This window comes from Shimia sp. (genome assembly GCF_039969785.1).
GTDB lineage: Bacteria > Pseudomonadota > Alphaproteobacteria > Rhodobacterales > Rhodobacteraceae > Shimia.
The window spans coordinates 56,268-73,109 of sequence record NZ_JBDVNC010000039.1; the positions used below are offsets into that span (position 1 = coordinate 56,268).

At 58.8% G+C, this 16,842-nt stretch carries 17 protein-coding genes and 1 tRNA gene; 6 read left to right on the forward strand and 12 right to left on the reverse strand.

Annotated features, from left to right (window positions below):
- Window positions 1-2: 2 nt before the first annotated feature.
- The 11 genes from ABJI08_RS18645 to ABJI08_RS18695 form a co-directional block, all read right to left on the reverse strand.
- Entirely contained in the window at window positions 3-434 is a 432-nt protein-coding gene (locus tag ABJI08_RS18645; RefSeq protein ID WP_348403368.1) for a head decoration protein, read from the reverse strand.
- Window positions 435-463: 29 nt separating this feature from the next.
- Window positions 464-1,759, reverse strand: a complete 1,296-nt coding sequence (locus ABJI08_RS18650; protein WP_348403369.1) for a S49 family peptidase — start codon at window positions 1,757-1,759, stop codon at window positions 464-466.
- Window positions 1,752-3,392 carry a phage portal protein gene (locus tag ABJI08_RS18655; RefSeq protein ID WP_348403370.1) on the reverse strand — a complete coding sequence of 547 codons (1,641 nt, stop codon included), beginning with the start codon at window positions 3,390-3,392 and terminating at the stop codon, window positions 1,752-1,754. Before ABJI08_RS18655 ends, ABJI08_RS18650 begins: the two co-directional genes overlap by 8 nt.
- Window positions 3,392-3,595 carry a gpW family head-tail joining protein gene (gene gpW / locus ABJI08_RS18660; RefSeq protein ID WP_348403371.1) on the reverse strand — a complete coding sequence of 68 codons (204 nt, stop codon included), beginning with the start codon at window positions 3,593-3,595 and terminating at the stop codon, window positions 3,392-3,394. Before gpW ends, ABJI08_RS18655 begins: the two co-directional genes overlap by 1 nt.
- 11 nt (window positions 3,596-3,606) lie before the next feature.
- On the reverse strand, window positions 3,607-5,691 hold the full coding sequence (locus ABJI08_RS18665; protein WP_348403372.1) for a terminase gpA endonuclease subunit: 2,085 nt from the start codon (window positions 5,689-5,691) through the stop codon (window positions 3,607-3,609).
- Window positions 5,684-6,373 carry a hypothetical protein gene (locus ABJI08_RS18670; protein ID WP_348403373.1) on the reverse strand — a complete coding sequence of 230 codons (690 nt, stop codon included), beginning with the start codon at window positions 6,371-6,373 and terminating at the stop codon, window positions 5,684-5,686. Before ABJI08_RS18670 ends, ABJI08_RS18665 begins: the two co-directional genes overlap by 8 nt.
- A 474-nt stretch (window positions 6,374-6,847) precedes the next feature.
- Window positions 6,848-8,056, reverse strand: coding sequence for an integrase arm-type DNA-binding domain-containing protein (locus tag ABJI08_RS18675; protein ID WP_348403374.1), 1,209 nt, complete (start codon window positions 8,054-8,056; stop codon window positions 6,848-6,850).
- A gap of 222 nt (window positions 8,057-8,278) precedes the next feature.
- A tRNA-Arg gene (locus ABJI08_RS18680) sits at window positions 8,279-8,355 on the reverse strand.
- Between the two features lie 60 nt (window positions 8,356-8,415).
- Window positions 8,416-9,804: a HAMP domain-containing sensor histidine kinase gene (locus ABJI08_RS18685; RefSeq protein ID WP_348403375.1), complete on the reverse strand. Its 1,389-nt coding sequence runs from the start codon at window positions 9,802-9,804 to the stop codon at window positions 8,416-8,418.
- A gap of 18 nt (window positions 9,805-9,822) precedes the next feature.
- Window positions 9,823-11,241 carry an FAD-dependent oxidoreductase gene (locus tag ABJI08_RS18690; RefSeq protein WP_348403376.1) on the reverse strand — a complete coding sequence of 473 codons (1,419 nt, stop codon included), beginning with the start codon at window positions 11,239-11,241 and terminating at the stop codon, window positions 9,823-9,825.
- Window positions 11,241-11,969 carry a VTT domain-containing protein gene (locus tag ABJI08_RS18695; RefSeq protein WP_348403377.1) on the reverse strand — a complete coding sequence of 243 codons (729 nt, stop codon included), beginning with the start codon at window positions 11,967-11,969 and terminating at the stop codon, window positions 11,241-11,243. The genes ABJI08_RS18690 and ABJI08_RS18695 overlap by 1 nt, the downstream gene beginning before the upstream one ends.
- A gap of 314 nt (window positions 11,970-12,283) precedes the next feature.
- Between ABJI08_RS18695 and rpmH the strand changes: the two genes are divergently transcribed.
- The 6 genes from rpmH (at window position 12,284) to ABJI08_RS18725 (ending at window position 15,962) form a co-directional block, all read left to right on the forward strand.
- Window positions 12,284-12,418 (forward strand): 50S ribosomal protein L34, encoded by a 135-nt coding sequence (rpmH, locus tag ABJI08_RS18700; RefSeq protein ID WP_043752316.1) that lies wholly within the window; start codon window positions 12,284-12,286, stop codon window positions 12,416-12,418.
- 25 nt (window positions 12,419-12,443) lie between these two features.
- Window positions 12,444-12,860 (forward strand): ribonuclease P protein component, encoded by a 417-nt coding sequence (gene rnpA / locus ABJI08_RS18705; protein ID WP_348403378.1) that lies wholly within the window; start codon window positions 12,444-12,446, stop codon window positions 12,858-12,860.
- A 236-nt stretch (window positions 12,861-13,096) separates the two neighbouring features.
- A complete protein-coding gene (gene argB, locus ABJI08_RS18710; protein WP_348403379.1) occupies window positions 13,097-13,960 on the forward strand; it encodes an acetylglutamate kinase in 864 nt (287 codons plus the stop codon).
- 67 nt (window positions 13,961-14,027) lie between these two features.
- Complete coding sequence (locus ABJI08_RS18715; RefSeq protein WP_348403380.1) at window positions 14,028-14,822, forward strand: sterol desaturase family protein; 795 nt, start codon at window positions 14,028-14,030, stop codon at window positions 14,820-14,822.
- The gene (locus tag ABJI08_RS18720) at window positions 14,819-15,478 is read left to right on the forward strand and encodes a ferredoxin (protein WP_348403381.1); all 660 of its coding nucleotides are present in this window, start codon (window positions 14,819-14,821) and stop codon (window positions 15,476-15,478) included. The genes ABJI08_RS18715 and ABJI08_RS18720 overlap by 4 nt, the downstream gene beginning before the upstream one ends.
- Entirely contained in the window at window positions 15,468-15,962 is a 495-nt protein-coding gene (locus ABJI08_RS18725; RefSeq protein ID WP_348403382.1) for a histidine phosphatase family protein, read from the forward strand. Before ABJI08_RS18720 ends, ABJI08_RS18725 begins: the two co-directional genes overlap by 11 nt.
- Before the next feature lie 79 nt (window positions 15,963-16,041).
- On the opposite strand, the gene ABJI08_RS18730 is transcribed toward ABJI08_RS18725, so the two are convergent.
- On the reverse strand, window positions 16,042-16,833 hold the full coding sequence (locus tag ABJI08_RS18730; protein ID WP_348403383.1) for an amino acid ABC transporter ATP-binding protein: 792 nt from the start codon (window positions 16,831-16,833) through the stop codon (window positions 16,042-16,044).
- Window positions 16,834-16,842 lie beyond the last annotated feature (9 nt).

Sequence of the window (16,842 nt, forward strand, 5' to 3'; positions counted from 1 at the left end):
GATCAGACCGAGAAGGTCGTAATCGAGCGGATAACGATTTGGGTGGGGGACGGCGCGCCGTTGAAGGCTGTGGCCTTCTCCGCGTCGGTGTCATACGAGGCGTCCCAGACGAGCATGTCAGGGTTGAACATGCCGCCCCGATAGACGTGACCCGGGGCGTCGCCACCGGTCGCGTCAACGGCGTAGACCAGGACGCCGATTGCCTGGACGGGCGTACCGCCGTCAGCGGCGACCGCCGGGACGATCTTGCCGTTGCCGTCAAAGCCGACCACGGTGAGCGCTTCCAGGTCCTCGCCGCTAAGGATCGTTTCGTCGGTGCTGAACACCGCTGGCACGTCGCCCGTTACCAGGGCCTCGGCCTCGGGGTTGATGCTTTCGGCGTATTGACCGGCAATGCCCGCCGTCAGATCGCCGTTATTCGGAGTGATAGTCATAGCGTTTTCTCCCTAATGACTGATTTCAGTTAGCTCGCCGGGCCGTGGCCCGCCGACGCGAAGATCGAGTCCGATACGGACATCTCGTCGTCACCACTTTCGTTGGTTCCCAAGCCGAGGTCGGGGTTGTCGCCAGAGGTCATTGCGTTCTCGAAGGTGGAGGTGCCGGGTGCGGTTTCCTGCTTGGCTTCCTCCGGCAGCCCGGCCAGGAACGTCGCGGCGGCCTCGGCGGTCATGTCGGTGGTCATCGCAACTTGACGCGCGGCGGAGGGGCGAGTTTTCGCCTCGTCCGAACCGAGGATCGTGTTGATGCGGTCGCGTTCTGTGGCGGCACCAGCGGTCAGGCCCTCAGTCTTGCCGCTGGCGTGGCCCTCGGTGCGCGCAGTCTCGACTGCGGTGTCGTGGACGGCCTTATCGACCGCCGTGGTGTCGTTCTTCGACATTTCGTCATCCTCATTTTCGTTGGAGGGATCGGCGTTGGCCGATTGGGAGTCGATTAGGCCGACGGCATCCGCCAGGCCGTTTTCGACGGCTTCGTGAGACAGGAACACGGCGGCTTCGGTGCCACGCACCGCCCCCTCGTCCAGGTCTCGATTCCGCGCCACAGTGGCGACGAAAATTCCGTAGGAGTTGTCCACTCGGGCCTGCATACGCTTGCGGGCTTTCTTCGAGAGCGGGATCGCTGGGTGCGCGTGGACCTTTTCGTCGCCAGCATGGATAAGGCTCACCGTGACGCCCCGGTTTTCCAGAGACTTTGAAACCTCGGTGTGGGCAGCCAACACGCCGATGGAGCCGACCAGGCCCGTGCGGACAACGTTGATAGAATCTGCGGAGGACGCGACCGCGTATGCAGCGGAGGCCGCGACGCTATCGACAAAGGCCCGAATCGGTTTCTCGCCGCGTAGGGCGTAAAGCCCGTCGGCGCATTCAAAGCAGCCGGGGACGTACCCGCCGGGCGAGTTCACGTCCAAGACGATTTCAACTACGTTGGAGTCCTCGACGCCACGCTGAACCGCGCGCAGCACGTAGTCGTAGCCCGTGAGCCAGCCGCCGAACGCGTAAGTGAAACGGCCCATGAGTACACCCTGGACCGGGACGGTCAGAACGCCGTCCTTCACCTTGTACGGACGCGCCCAGGCCATCCGTGGGTCCCAGAAGTCAGGCTCGTCGTCGCTTGACGCCATTTCGGCCTCCACCATATTCACCTTTTGGGTGAAATTCTGGGCAAACTCGTCAGACATCATTTTGGTGAGAGCAGTTTCAACCCAGGTTTGGTGTTCCTGGGCGATCAGTAGATCGCCGTTGGGCAGTGCAAACTCATTCATCTTTGGTCTCCGGTGCTTCCCGCGTGTCGCCAGAGGCGGCGTTCATCATGTTCGTGTCAGGCGTAACCGCGATCCCTTCGTCCTCCTGCATCCGCATTTCGCGGCCACGCTGACGGAACAATTCGCGATAGTCCTTGCCCAGCCGGGCGGCCTCGTCCTCGTGCGTGGAGAGGTTGTATTTCAGGCGCAAGACTGCCGCCTGCGTCTCTTTGAGTTCATCAATCTGGCCTCGCGAAGCGCCGATCCAAGTGCAGTTCGACAGCATATCGAGGTGCTGGTCTTCGTAGAGCCAGCCATCGCGTCGGGCCACAGATGGCATCGACGCGATCCGGCGTTTGTTGATGGCTTCCTCCAACCACAGTCGGTAGACCGTGGTGGCGAAACGGTCAGCCACGCGTGCTTTGAGCGTGCCCATGTGCTTCCAGGTCTCGGCCATCGCCGCGCGCGCCGAGGAATAGTTCGTATTCGTGTAGTCGCGTGAAAGCTGCTCGTAGGAGACACCCAGGGCTGCCGCGATATACCGCAGAAGCGACTGTTCGAACTCCTGGCCGAGAGGGCCGCCCTGCCCTGCGGGCATCATGTGCAGCTTCGTGCCGGGGAACAGGTGCGGAATCTTCACGCCGTCAAGCTGGAGGTTCTTCGCGCCGCCCGAATACTCCGCGACCTGACCCAGGTATTGCTCGATGTACTGCCCCATCGCGCCTGCTACGTTATCCGTGCCGCCGAGAGTGGCGAAAGCGTCAACGGGGGGAAGATCGGACTCGATGGCCGCCGCGTAAGTCGCGTTGACCACGGCGTTCTGGAGAACCACGTCGCGAAACTGCTTGGTGATTTTTATCTCTTTCAACGCCGCAACCATCTCGGCCACGCCGCGCGATTGCTCGGGGCGTTGTTGCTCGTAGATGTGGAGCATCTGAACCCGGCCCCAGGGCTTGCGGACTGGCACGCGTTTCCAGCGGTAGTTGTCCCCCGCGACGCGCCAATCTGCGGGGTGGGCCACGCGGATGTGGTGCGCTACGGCGGCACCATACTTGTCGCTTTCAACGCCTGCCACCAGTCGGGGGTCGTTGTACTTGCTCGGAGGGGTCGAGAGTCGGTCGGTGTCGATCATCTGGACCGCTGTATTGTAGGGCCGCCCGGCTCCGCGTAGCCACTCAGCCGATGCCAGGACTTCCCCGCCTGCGGTGTGGACACCGACGGCAAGGCGGACCAGTTCGGTCAAAGTGTTGTGGCGGCTCGCGTCCACCCAATTGTCCGGGGATTCCGCCCAGAGGGTGAAGCGGTCCTCCGCCTCCTCTTGGAACTCCTCGACCCAGATTTCGTCAAAACCTGCCCCCAGCAAACGTTCCTTGGGCTTGGCGCTCAGTGCGTAGAGCGCGCCGACGATGTTGTCCTGGTGGATCGTCGCACCGCCGCGCACATAGGCGTCGTTGCGGAGCGCGTCGCGTGTTCGGGCGTCCATAGTCGCCTTTTCGGGAATCAGGTCCATGTCGGCGGACTGGAGGGCCGGTTGCCAGCTTGCCAGCGTCCGGTCATTCCGAGTAGCCGCGTCAAACGCGCCGCCCACGAAGGCGGTCTCTCTCGTCGGCTCTGGGCCGAGCATTTCGAGGGCTTCCTGGTCCAGTTCTGCCATCAGAAAATCACTTTCATCGGGCCAGGGCGCGTCCCGGCAACTTCGCGGTCGAGGCGTTGGATGTACGCGAGCAGGGCACCGCGATTCGCCTGGGTGTATTCGACGCGTTCGCCGTTCTGGTCCACGAAGACCTTCGCCTGTTGGCCTGTGACAAGCAGGTGATACTGCGCCTTCGCGTCGTCCAATTTCTCTTGGGTGGTCACGTCTGCCTCCGTCATCCCAGCCGCTCGGCCAGTGTTTTGAGTGTATTATCACCTTTTGGGTGAATTTCAAACCGAAAGTTGTTTTCGCTGCCGATAAGATCGTTCACATCCCACTCGGCGGCCCACGCAGGCGGCTTGTCCCAGTTGATGTGCGGGAGGCCGATTTTCGAGGAGTGGCAGAGCGCCACGCAGTAGACTAAAAGGTCCCACGCTTCGTTGCGTTGTTGGCCGGGGTTCACCCACCCTTTCGCGGTTTTGGTCTCCGCGCAAAGTTCCACGAACCACCAGTCGGGCAGCCAGTCCGGGAACTCGACAAATCCGCCGCCGGGCATCTCACGCGAAAGCATGTTGTTCACCATGTCCTTCGCTTGGTTCGTGTTGACCATCAGCACGGGGACTTCCCCCCGCGCCTGCGCTCGGCGGTCCTTGCGCTCGGCGTTCGGGTAGTCGATCCGAACCAACGGTATCTTGTCCCGGCCATCCCCTTTCAGGAGTTGAACTCGCCGGTGGTAGTTCCGGCCTTCCGGGTCCGAGCGAAGCTGCCGCCAGAACTCATACGCGTTCGCGGTCGCGGATTCGGCACCGCCGGAGTCCACCGCCATCATGCGGATTTGCATGTGCCGTCCCGAGTCGTCGGCCAAGTCGTAGGTTTTCTCCAGAACCTTGTCGATCAGGAGCCACCAGTCCTCAACATAGGTGCCGGGCTTGAGGGGCCGGGGGTCCCCGTCCTCGTCCAGCCGGTTCGCCTTGCGGATTTTGAAGCGGTCGATCACGACAATATCGCCGTGAGGTTTGACGCCGTGGATTTGCACCTCAAAGCGCGATTTCTGCGTGTCCACCGTGGCGATCAAGAACCGGACTCCCTCGGGCACGACTTTCTCGCCGATGTCCTTGGCCCGGGTTTTGACTTCCTCCGGCAGCCTCTCGGCCTCGATCCCGGCAGGCAGGAACGGCAAGCCTTGGTCGGTGTTGACGGTCGTTTTCAGGGCCTCCTCCGAGCCGGTGGCCTCCATCTCGGCCAGGGCTTTTAGGTACTTAAGAGTCATGTCTGTCCAGTCGGCGAACGCCGCCGCCGGGCCTTTCAGCCAGAAGGACGCCGTGAGCGAGCGGATAGGTTCGCCGATGATCTCACCGGATTCCGGGTCCATCTTCTCGTTGTCCCGCAGCCAGAAGCCGCGCTTGTTCATCCCGCGCTTGCCGGGGGTGCCGCTTTCCTCGTGGTAACTATCCCGGAACGGGTGGGCGCAATGCGGGCACTCCAGGACCACCTGTTCGGCGGCGGCCAGCAAGTCGTCGGTGTCAGGCCACTTGAACAGGGAGAAGTCCGGTTCAAACGGTGTACCACACGACAGGCAGGGCCAATACCACCGACGCCGATCTCCCCGATTATAGAGGGCGAGGATGCCCGAGGTTGGCGGTGCCTGGTGCGGAGTCTGAGGTATCCAGCGGGAGTTCTCGATGACCCGGCTGGGCGAGGACTCTGCGGCGCACATGCCGAACCGCTTAAAGGTTTTCATCCGCTGGGACGCCAAGTCGTAGGGCGAACCTTCGCCGCCGACGTCTTCGTCCATCCGGTCATAGTCGGCGAGCCACAGACGGCCCACGGGCTTACCCGAGAGTTCGTTCACCGTAGGCCAGGACAGCGTGTATAGCATCCCGGAGGTGAACTTGGTCGAATACGTGGACGAGTTTTGCTTGCCGGGCAGAAGCCGGTTTCTGATCTCCGGGTTATCCCGGAACAGCTTTTCAACCCGGCGTTGGTGCCAGTCGCGCGCCGCCGACTGTGATTTGTCGATGTGCATGAAGTCCGCCGGATCGCAGATCGCGCTATGGTTCAACCAATTTAGAGACATGTCGGACTTGCCACATTGGGCCGGGCCGACGAACGCCATGCCGGTGAAGTCGAGGGAGTTCAAAACCTCCATCGGCTCAACCAAGTACGGCGTGGTGTCATTCTTGAACGGGCCGACGTAGGAGCCGGGGTTGTTTACAAAACGGTATTTCTCGGCGGACTCCGCCACCGTTAGCCGCTCGGGCGGGCGCACCGCCTCGGCGGTCGCCAGAACCATATTTTCGAGGGACTGGAACTTACCCATCTATCACACCCTCGTCTTCGCCGTGGTCCGCCTCCTGAGAGGGCGTCGTTCGATCTTTCGGCATCTCGACCAGGCTGTTGTGCAGGTCGGTCTGGAGGCCATCCACGAGACTCATAAGTTCGGTGCGCGCGTCGGTGGTTAGAGCGTTGTTCTCGGCCACCTGGTCGATCCAAAGCTGGGTAGTGGTCTTGAGGCGCTGAAAGGTTTCACCCAGGACACTCAGCACGTCCTCCGTGGCCCACAGTTCGCCCGCTTGCTCTCGCCATTTCTGTTCCTTGAGCCGCGCGTCCCAGACGTCCTTCTGGAGTGCGACAGGCAGGTCGGCCACGCCCATCTTTCGGACGTAGGCCGCAATATCGACCTTGGGCTTAACCAAGAATTGCATCGCCTGGCGAAAATCGTATAGCGGGATGTTTCCCCGGTGGTGCGAGATCGGAGTCAGTTCTGCCAGCTTCTTCGTGACCGTCTTGCGGTCCATCGACATCGCCTCAGACAGGAACGTGATTGATACGGGGCGGTGGAGGGCCTGGACCGCAGCCGCGTCCGACTTGCGACGGGCGCTCGGTTCGGGCGTCTTCCGGGGCTTCGTCTCGGTCACGCCTTTGGGCCGACCGGGGCTACGTTTTGCCGGGCTGGTTTCTTCGGGTTCGGGGCCGAGGAGGTCGTCCAGTTCCGCGCTCATGGGCGGCCCCCTTGGGCTTCAAGCCATCCCGCCCACTTCGTCGGGGCGTTCGAGTTCGGGCTTCGCAGAGCAATCCGCCACGCCATCCAGGAGTCCACCTCCGACTCTAGAAACCCTACCGCGCGTTCGTGAATTTGGATGGGCTGCGGGAAGTCGCCTGCGCTGACCATCCGCTGAACCGTGCGCTTCTCAAGACCGATTCGCTCCTCGACCTGGTTCATGCGGAGGAATCGCATGGCCGGGGGCGGAGCGCTCGGCTTTTCCGTTGTCGCGTCTTGAGGCGTCATAGGGTGACTCGCTTTCTGTTTGTCACTACCTAAATCACCTTTTGGGTGAATTTCAACCGAAAAGTTATTTATCCCCTTTCGGGTTCGTGTAAGGTGGTCGTGTAGGGGAAACCCTTTTCGCGGGGCCGGGTCGATGTCGCTCCTCCCTTCCTGGCCCCGCAACCAATTGCGTACAGCGCGCCGAGAGTCATTTCTCCGCTCTCACCAGCGCCATCTGTTCGCCTAGCCAGTCCGCCCACCATTGCATCATTTCCGAACGCTGCTCTAGGTACTCCGCTGCGTTGTACGCGCCGCGCACCTCGTTGCGCTCCTCGTGGCTCAGTTGCTTTTCGATCCAATCTCGGTTCCAACCGCCCTCATTTGCGTTCGTGGAGAACGTCGAGCGAAACCCGTGATGGGTGTGTTCGGTTTTGGTGCAGTAGCCCATGCGCCGGAGCGCTGCGTTTAGGGTCACGTCTGAAATACATTTTTGGTCGCTGCGCGGAGCAGGGAACATTAACTCGCCGTTGCCCGAGAGCGCGTGGAGCCACTTCAACACCCCTAGCGCTTGATCCGAGAGAGGGACAATGTGATCACCGTGGTCGCCCTTGGTGCGCGCCTCCGGGATCGTCCAGCGGCGGCGCTCCCAATCAATCTCGCACCACCGCCCGGCGCGCAACTCGGTCGAACGTAGGAAGCAGTACCCGGACAGGAGGAGACCGGCTCGGGTTTGCGGGCCGCCCTCGTAGCCGTGGATCGCCAGCAAGAGGCCGCCGACCTTCTTCGGGTCGGTCAGGCCGGGGCGCTTGGTGTGCTTCCGCTTGACCGTCGCAATCGTGATGACGGACGCCGGGTCGTGGAGGCACCTGTCTTGGGCCGCCGCGAAACGGAACACCTGGCTCATTTTCTGTCGAACGTCCTTGGCGGTATCGAACAGTTCGGCGGCCTCCAGACGGCGGACGATCTCCAGGACCTCCGATGGTCTGATCGTCGCGATGTCGCGCGCGGCGAAGTCCTGGTAGGTGCGGCGCAGGTTGCGCTCCAGCTTCACGAAAGTCAGCGGCGAGATGCCGTCGGCTTTCCTCTTAGCGATAAACTCCTCGCAGTTTGTCTCCCAAAGCTGCGAGTCCGCTGCGGGCGTCTGAGCGTCGTCGCCAAGGTCCGCCCGCTTGAGGTCCACCCCCGACCGGGCGAGGTGCTTCACACGTCGGGCCATTTCGCGCGCCTTCGCCAGTTTGAGCGCCGGGTACTCGCCGAGGGTGTGGGTCTTTTTGTGCTTCTCACCCCTTGACCGGAACGTGACGCGGAAAATCTTTTTTCCAGTGGGCCGCACTTCGACGTACATTCCCTCGCCGTCCGTCAGGCGTTGGGCTTTGGTTCGCGGCTTGGCCGCCTTGATTTGTGATTCAGTCAGCATGATTTGCTCCTCTACTTGGGAGAATCGAGGGTGGTGTAACTTTTCCCGGGGGGTGGTGTAACATTAGCCTTAAGTTGATCTTTCAACCAATTATACTAAAAGTTACACCAAGTTACACCACTTTTTTCCCGCATTAAGTCGCCTTATGTCGCGCTATGTCGCAAATAAAAGCTAATAAAATCAGCCTGTTGTCGCGTTGCGTCGCTTTATGTCGTGTGAAATTGGCGCTCTGGGGAGGATTCGAACCCCCGACCCCCTGATTCGTAGTCAGGTACTCTATCCAGCTGAGCTACCAGAGCGCGGTGGAGTGGGATTTAGAGGGAGTGCGGCGGGTTTGCAAGGGCAAAAAGCAAGAATTTTCAAGTATCCGCCACATCGCCTTTGGGCAGGCAAATTTCAAAGCACGTTCCGTCTGATCCGGTCTTCTTTAACCGAACAGTTCCACCATGACCGCGCACCAGTTCTGCCGAAATCGCCAGCCCCAGACCGGACCCGCCCTTGCGGATTCCCCCCTGAAACGGCGTGAACAGATGTTCCTGCGCCTTTGGCGGCAACCCCGGGCCGGTGTCACTGATGAAGATGAACCAAACGTCGTCGTCTTCCTGACAGGACACCGATATTTCCCCGGCCTCACCACTGGCCATGATCGCCTGTCGCGCATTACGCACAAGGTTTGAGATCACCCGATAAAGCTGTTCCGCATCCGCGCGCACCATCATTCCCGCAGGGATATCTTCGGCAAAACTCAGATCATAGTCACCCACGGCAAGCCGTTCGCTTTCGATGACGTCCGCAACGATATCAAGCAACGGTAATCGCGTCAGCTTGGGCGGCGGCTCTTCGGCCTTGCCAAATGCCAGCGTGGATTCGCACAGATGCACCGCGCGGGTGATCGAGTTCACCAGCTTGGGCGCCAGCCTCGTTACGGTTGGATCCTGACTCATTTCAATCCGGTCAGTGAACAATTGCGCCGACGTCAGGATGTTGCGCAGATCGTGACTGACCTTGGCCACTGCCCCGCCCAACTGGGCCAGCCGTTCTTTTTGCTTAAGCGACGCCGTCAGCTCGACCTGAAGGCTCTGCAGCGCCTCTTCGGCTTCGCGCAGCTCGATAATACCGGCCGACGGTTGGATGATCCTGCGCGCATCCTCCGGGGCGTCCGCGTAAGATTGCATATACCCAATCACGCCCTTGATGGGGCGCACCAAAAACGCCCGCACGGCCAAAAACAACAGGAATGCGGTCACGACCGAAATCACAGCCGACAAAGCAAGAATGCGCACGCCATAGTCCAGCATGGCCAGTCGCAACCCCCTTGTGTCCATGGTCACTTCGATCAGTATACCGGCTTCGCGCACCGGCGCGCCCATCACGCGGATCACACGGTCTTTGCCGTCGAAACATCGCACCAAAGCATCGCGGATCAAGCCAAATGCGCCGGCATCGCGCATGTCAAATGTCGCGTGAATTGGGCTTGGGATCGGGGAACTCAATATCAACTGGCGCATCTCATCACGCCGCAACACAACGTTAAAGACTTCGGCATTCTCCAACAGCTCTGTCTCAAGTTCGGCATCGATCATATCATCTGCCAGCAACGCCAATGACGCGATTTGCGCCCGCTCCAGACGCAACAGCAAATAGTCCTCACGAAACCGGGCAACCGACGGCACAAAGATCAACACTTCGGCCAGCATCACGAAGATGACTGTCAAAATCAGAAACCGACCCGAAAGTGAGTTTAGCATATCATTGGCCCGTTGGTGTCATGGCAGCCATCGCTGAACCAGCCCGACCACCATCTTGACCTTTGGACTATCAAATAGCTTCGGCGAAAAATAGGCCCCGGCCACGCGCTTGTTAATTTCACCCACGGTCGGATAAGGCGCCACCATGGCCGCGACGGCCGACATCTTGAGCCTATTTGCGATTGCCAGTGCCCAAAGATTGATCAGCTCGCCCGCATGAGGCCCTGCAATCGACACGCCAACCGGACGTCCTTTGACAACCATCGCCTTGACCAACCCTTTTGCCTTACGCTCCGCAATCAGCCGGTCGTTATGTTCGATATCAAACCGCACAACGGTCAGCTTGTCGCCGTATGTCTTACGGGCTTCGGCTTCGGTTGGACCAATCTGGGCCAGTTCCGGGTCTGTATACGTGGCGTAAGGAATGTGGTCCGTGCGCGCCTTGGCGGGCAATCCAAACAAGGCCGATCGGATGATAACCCCTGCGTGATACCCGGCCACATGCGTAAACTGCGCACCGCCCGCAACATCTCCAATCGCGTAAACCTTGCGGTTGGTCGTTTTCATGCTGTCATCCACTTTGATGCCGGTCCGCGTGGTCTCGATCCCTGCCGCCTCAAGGTTCAGCGTGTCCACGTTTGATTTACGTCCAACCGCCATCAACAGGTGTGACCCGGAAAAGCTCCGCCCGTCTTTGGTCTCGACCGTAATCGTATCGCCGCTCTGGCTGATATGTGCAGCCAGAGCGTCTTCGGCAATTTCGACACTTTCGGCGCGCAGATTATCCAGCACAAAAGCCGCCATTTCCGGATCGTCACGCCCCAAGGCCTTCATGCCCTCGATGACCGTGACCTTACAGCCCAGACGCACATGCGCCTGCGCCATTTCCAGACCAATCGGCCCGCCACCAATCACCAAAAGATGGTCGGGCTTTTCCTTCAGATCAAACAAAGTCTCGTTGGTCAGCCATGCCACATCTTCCAACCCCGGAATCGGCGGCACCAATGGGCTAGACCCCGTGGCGATCACGACCCGCCGCGCAGTAATCCGATGCGCGCCAGCCTCAACAACCGAAGGCGAAACAAACTGGCCGTATTCGCGGATCACCCGCACGCCCATGTCTTCGAACCGTTCCTGACTATCAAGCGGTGCGATCTGCGCGATCACGTCTGCCACATGGTCCTTGGCTGCCGCATAGTCCACCTTTGGCGTCACATCCGCGACGCCGTAAATGCTGGCATGCGATTGCGCATAGGCCGCCTTGCCGCTGGCGATCAGCGCTTTGGACGGGACACACCCCCAGTTCAGACAGTCACCGCCCATGACATGGCCTTCCAAAAGCACAACACTTGCGCCCATCTGGATTGCGCCCGCCGCCACAGACAATCCGCCGGATCCGCCCCCGATGACCAAAACATCGGTTTTGATCTCTTCCATTACAGTGCCTCCTTGCCGCGCACTGCTTTGAGAATGATTGGCAACGCCGCCAACGCACACAGGCCCAGAATAGGCAACAGAATGTGAGGCTCGAAAATAACACTCAGGTTGGGCGTTTCACCCCGCGCAAACACTTCTCCCAGCCCCGCGCCCACAGACGTGAACACCAGACCACCGGGAATGATTCCAATGAATGTCGTAACAGCAAAGCGCCAAAGGCTGACACCAACCAACGCAGGCACCAGATTGGCCACAAAGAATGGCACCAATGGCACCAGACGGATCAGAAACAGCATCGACCACTGATTCTCATCGATCCCCTGCTTGATCGCTTTGACTTTGCCACCTGATGAATCCATCCGCGCCGCCAGCCGTTCGCCAAGCCCCCAACGGGCAGCAAGGAAAATCAGGACCGCACCCAACGTGGCCGCACTGACGTTGAATAACACGCCCGGGAACGTCCCAAACAGAAATCCGCCAGTCAGCGTCGCAACCGTTGCACCGGGCAAGGAAAACCCGACAATCACAATGTAAACCGACATGAAAACCAGAACAGCGGCCAGATAATGACTGTCACGATACGCAATCAGCATCTCGCGATTGGCGCTCAGCGCCTCAAAGGTCAACACATCGCGCAATGTAAAAAAGCCAACAATGGCTGCAACCAATATGCCAACAAGAGGCAGCGCTCTGGTCCAACCGGCTTTATCTTTGTCGTTCGTGTTCATCACATCCGTCATATTCTTTCCAAACCTGGCCTTGGCAACACAAACCGTGTGCCGCTTGCCAGTCAAAATGCGCTGACACGCGCTGAAACAACACCCAACTCACGGCGGGTTGATCACAAACACCCGTTATCGTGAAGAAATCCGCCCGTATCGGCGAGATTGAAACATTAGCGCCCCAAACAGGTTGCTTTTTTGTTGCAATACCGCGATCTGCCGTTTGACTTATCCCCGCCACAGTCCTATAGACCGGGCTTCAAATAGCACTTGGGCCAGCGATTCCGCGCTTGGCGCCCTGATCAGACGGAGACGGAGCGATGAAACGCACCTACCAACCCTCGAACCTAGTTCGTAAACGCCGCCACGGCTTCCGTGCGCGCATGGCTTCTAAAGCAGGCCGCAAGATTCTGAACGCACGCCGCGCACGCGGTCGTAAGTCGCTGAGCGCATAAGCTCACCGACACAGTTCTGACGAACATGACACCGCCGGAGGCCCCCACGAATGGCATTGCCGTTCCTGAGGAAACGCCCCCGGCGGTGTCCGTTTGTCTTGAGGTCATCAAGAACCGCCGCGATTTTCTGCTGGCGGCCCGTGCCCGTCGACAGGGTACAAAGGCCATGATGCTTCAGGCCCGTCAGCGCCGCGAAGGCGAAGACGTGCCGGATCACGTTATCCGTATCGGCTATACCTGTTCCAAAAAAGTTGGAAACGCAGTTGCACGCAATCGCGCCAAACGCAGATTGCGCGAAATCGCACGCCTGACGCTGCCGCAACACGGTAAACCGGGTTGGGATTATGTCCTGATCGGGCGCGCCACCGAAACCGCCGCCCGTGATTTCGAAGCGCTGCAATCTGATCTGAGATACGCGCTGGGCAAGATACATTCCCAATAGATCACCTGCTGCATGGGCATACAGGCGTCGCGCACCGCACGGTTTGTTAACGGTGTCGCTGGCAGGAAACGATACCGACGCAATACCGACGTGATGCCGACGCGCCGCCGATGGCCAAAACCCCGCAAACCAACGGCGTTAACCATGATTCGCACCAAATGCCTTTGTCACGGCAACGCCCCCTTGGCACTGCGGCGCTGAGCGGCTAACACCTTTTGTCAAAGAGGTCAGCCGAGATGAAGAAGCAAAACATGAACCGCGATTGGATCGCCACCGCCAGCACCCTGTCCCAAGCCCTGCCCTATTTGCAGCGTTACACGGGCGCAATTGTCGTCATTAAACTGGGCGGTCACGCCATGGGCAGCGATGCCGCGATGGATGATTTTGCCCGAGACGTCGTGCTGATGCGACAAGTCGGGGTCAATCCGGTGATCGTGCATGGCGGCGGTCCGATGATCAACGCGATGTTGCAACGGCTTGATATCAAATCCGAATTTGTGAACGGGAAACGCGTCACTGATACAGCAACGGTCGAAGTTGTTGAAATGGTGCTCTCTGGGCTGGTCAACAAACGCATCGTTCAGGCGATCAATCGCCAAGGCGGCAAGGCCGTCGGATTGTCGGGCAAAGACGCCAATCTGATGATCTGCGACCAGACCAACCCGGATCTGGGATTTGTCGGAACACCCGCCGATATGAACCCAGAATTTCTACATGAACTGTTTGCCAACGACACAATCCCCGTGATCGCGCCACTGGGTGCTGGCCGCAATGGCGAGACATTCAACGTCAATGGCGACACCGCCGCAGGTGCCATCGCCGCCGCGCTCAAGGCTGACCGTCTGTTGCTGTTGACCGATGTGGCAGGTGTAAAAAACGCCGAAGGCGAAGTCATGACAGAGCTGAAATCCCAACAAATCCGGGACCTTACCAATTCCGGCGTCATCGCAGGCGGCATGATCCCCAAAACCGAAACAGCGCTGGATGCCATCGACGGTGGTGTGCGGGCTGTGGTCATTCTCGACGGGCGTGCACCCAATGCCTGTCTGCTGGAACTCTTCACCGAACACGGCGCCGGCTCGCTGATCCGACCAGACTGATCCGCGATGGCTATTAATATTCTCAAACGGGAATATTATAGGGGGTGATGACAACGCCCGAGGCTTCATGGATTCTGACACGCTAATCCGGTTTGGCACCTTTGCGTGCCTCTTTGCACTGTTTGCGATCGTTGAGGCTTTAGTCCCTCGCCGCCCGCGCGCGCAGCCTCGCAAGACCCGGTGGCTGACCAATCTGGCCATTTCTGCGCTCAACAGCGTCTCTTTGCGTTTATTGTCCTTTGCCCTGCCTGCACTGACCGTAGGCGCCGCACTGGACGCGAACAACAACGGCTGGGGTCTGTTCAACACTCTTTCACTTTCACCGGTAATTGAAACTGTTCTGGCGATTTTGATCTTCGACTTTGCGATTTGGTTTCAACATCTTATCACACATAAAATACCGATCTTGTGGCGCTTGCACCGTGTGCATCACGCAGATCGCGACATCGACGTGACCACCGCGATCCGGTTCCATCCGATTGAAATTGCATTGTCGATGCTGCTCAAAATCGGATTGATCTACTTGATTGGACCGTCTGCACTTGCCATCATTTTGTTTGAAATCCTGCTGAATGGTACGGCCATGTTCAACCACGCCAATATTGCCCTGCCACCCGCGCTGGACCGCATCCTGAGACGGATATTGGTCACTCCCGACATGCATCGCGTTCACCATTCAACCCTTCGCAAGGAGCACGACAGCAACTATGGGTTTGCCCTTTCGATCTGGGACCGTGCGCTGGGAACCTATATCGCGCAACCCCGCGACGGGCATGATATGATGACCACCGGCCTTGAGTGGCAAGATGAGCGCCCGTCACGCCTGGGGTGGAGCCTCGCGCTGCCATTTCTGCGCAAATGACATATGAACTGATCGCCCGCGCGGCTGCGGCCATGCAACTTGAACTCCTTGGCGGGTTTCATCCTGGCGATTCCGATGCGGATTTGGCGGGCTTTGAAACATTGATTTTGCTTGGCCCGCGTGAACCAGGGTTTTGGAGCGCATTCTCGCAATCACGTGAATTTCTGGATGGTGCGCCCAATCCGATGGATCGTTGGTCAGTGCGGGTTTTGACCGGACTCGCCGTCGCCTTTAATGCACAGCCATTTTATCCCTTTGGCGGTCCGGCCTATCGCCCCTTCTTCCAATGGGCCTTGCGCACCGGACGTTGTCACCCTTCGCCAGTCTCTCTGCTCGTGCACGATCAGGCCGGACTTTTCGTCAGCTTCCGGGGCGCACTTGCGCTCACTCAACGTCTGGACCTGCCACCAACGGACCCAAATCCGTGTTCAACCTGCGCCGGTCAACCCTGCCGTTCGGCCTGCCCGGTCGTCGCGTTTGAGACTGGTCAATACGATGTAGCCGCCTGCCGTGCATATCTGAAAGGCGTTCCGGATAATGATTGTATGACAATGGGTTGTGGTGCCCGCCGTTCTTGCCCACTGTCAAAGACATACGGCAGGCAAGCTGCGCAGTCAGCGTTTCATATGAAGGCATTTCAAACCAATGGCTCTTAACCTCATCCTCGTTCGCCACGCCAAATCCAGCTGGCATATTCTGGACCAGTCCGATCATGACCGCCCGCTGAACCAGCGAGGGCGGGCTTCCGCCGCAGCACTGGGCGATTGGGTTCGAAAAGAAGAGGTGCAGCCGGATCAGGTACTGTGTTCATCCGCCCAAAGAACGCGCGAAACATTTGAGCGGATGCGTCTGGACGCGCCACTTATCGTCACGCGATCGCTCTACCTAGCCAGTGTTGATACCATGCTGGCCCAACTGCAAACCGCGCAGGGTGCCAGCGTGATGATGATTGGGCACAATCCTGGCATTGGCGAGTTAGCCTATCGATTGGCGCAAAACTCACCATCTCACCCACGTTTTGGCGACTATCCAACAGGCGCAACCACTGTGTTTCAATTCAATTCAAAAACTTGGCCCGATGTGAAATTTGGTCAGGGCGAAGTGCGAAAATTCGTTATTCCACGCGACCTTATCTCTTGAACTCGTACGCCAAGAACGAAGAAAAGGGCGGGAGAAACCCGCCCTTTCTTGTCGTTTTACAGAACGTTGAAGACGAACTTCAGTGCCCCAGAATTTGGCTGAGGAACAACTTGGTCCGCTCGCTCTTGGGATTGTTGAAGAACTCTTCAGGCTCGTTTTGTTCAACGATTTGGCCCGCATCCATAAAGATCACGCGGTTCGCCACCTGACGGGCAAAGCCCATCTCGTGGGTTACGCACAACATGGTCATGCCCTCTTCGGCCAGTTCGATCATGGTGTCGAGCACCTCTTTGATCATCTCCGGGTCAAGAGCCGACGTAGGTTCGTCAAACAGCATGATACGTGGCTTCATGCACAAGGAACGCGCAATCGCCACCCGCTGTTGCTGACCACCCGACAACTGGCCGGGATACTTGTCGGCCTGCTCTGGAATCTTCACCTTTTCAAGGAAATGCATCGCTGTTTCCTCGGCCTCTTTGCGCGGTGTTTTGCGCACCCAGATCGGGGCCAGCGTACAGTTCTCAAGGATCGTCAGATGCGGGAACAGGTTGAAGTGCTGGAAACACATGCCAACTTCTGATCGGATTTTGTCGATGTTTTTCAGATCCGAAGTCAATTCGGTTCCATCGACAACAATCTTGCCCTGCTGGTGTTCTTCCAGCGCATTCAGGCAGCGGATCAAAGTTGATTTTCCCGACCCCGAAGGCCCGGCAATAACAATCCTCTCACCCTGATTGACCGTCAGGTTGATATCGCGCAGCACGTGGAACGTGCCGTACCATTTGTTCATGTTGTTGATTTCAATCGCGACCTCGTCAGAGACCTGCATCTTGGATCGGTCGATTTCGCGATCTGTTGTAAGTTCAGACATTTGCAGAAC

Excerpts from the sequence above, each read along its gene's own strand:
- ABJI08_RS18645 (WP_348403368.1), bottom strand. The coding sequence starts at position 434 with ATGACTATCACTCCGAATAACGGCGATCTGACGGCGGGCATTGCCGGT.
- ABJI08_RS18650 (WP_348403369.1), bottom strand. The coding sequence starts at position 1,759 with ATGAATGAGTTTGCACTGCCCAACGGCGATCTACTGATCGCCCAGGAA.
- ABJI08_RS18655 (WP_348403370.1), bottom strand. The coding sequence starts at position 3,392 with ATGGCAGAACTGGACCAGGAAGCCCTCGAAATGCTCGGCCCAGAGCCG.
- ABJI08_RS18665 (WP_348403372.1), bottom strand. The coding sequence starts at position 5,691 with ATGGGTAAGTTCCAGTCCCTCGAAAATATGGTTCTGGCGACCGCCGAG.
- ABJI08_RS18670 (WP_348403373.1), bottom strand. The coding sequence starts at position 6,373 with ATGAGCGCGGAACTGGACGACCTCCTCGGCCCCGAACCCGAAGAAACC.
- ABJI08_RS18675 (WP_348403374.1), bottom strand. The coding sequence starts at position 8,056 with ATGCTGACTGAATCACAAATCAAGGCGGCCAAGCCGCGAACCAAAGCC.
- ABJI08_RS18685 (WP_348403375.1), bottom strand. The coding sequence starts at position 9,804 with ATGCTAAACTCACTTTCGGGTCGGTTTCTGATTTTGACAGTCATCTTC.
- ABJI08_RS18690 (WP_348403376.1), bottom strand. The coding sequence starts at position 11,241 with ATGGAAGAGATCAAAACCGATGTTTTGGTCATCGGGGGCGGATCCGGC.
- ABJI08_RS18695 (WP_348403377.1), bottom strand. The coding sequence starts at position 11,969 with ATGAACACGAACGACAAAGATAAAGCCGGTTGGACCAGAGCGCTGCCT.
- rpmH (WP_043752316.1), top strand. The coding sequence starts at position 12,284 with ATGAAACGCACCTACCAACCCTCGAACCTAGTTCGTAAACGCCGCCAC.
- rnpA (WP_348403378.1), top strand. The coding sequence starts at position 12,444 with ATGACACCGCCGGAGGCCCCCACGAATGGCATTGCCGTTCCTGAGGAA.
- argB (WP_348403379.1), top strand. The coding sequence starts at position 13,097 with ATGAAGAAGCAAAACATGAACCGCGATTGGATCGCCACCGCCAGCACC.
- ABJI08_RS18715 (WP_348403380.1), top strand. The coding sequence starts at position 14,028 with ATGGATTCTGACACGCTAATCCGGTTTGGCACCTTTGCGTGCCTCTTT.
- ABJI08_RS18720 (WP_348403381.1), top strand. The coding sequence starts at position 14,819 with ATGACATATGAACTGATCGCCCGCGCGGCTGCGGCCATGCAACTTGAA.
- ABJI08_RS18725 (WP_348403382.1), top strand. The coding sequence starts at position 15,468 with ATGGCTCTTAACCTCATCCTCGTTCGCCACGCCAAATCCAGCTGGCAT.
- ABJI08_RS18730 (WP_348403383.1), bottom strand. The coding sequence starts at position 16,833 with ATGTCTGAACTTACAACAGATCGCGAAATCGACCGATCCAAGATGCAG.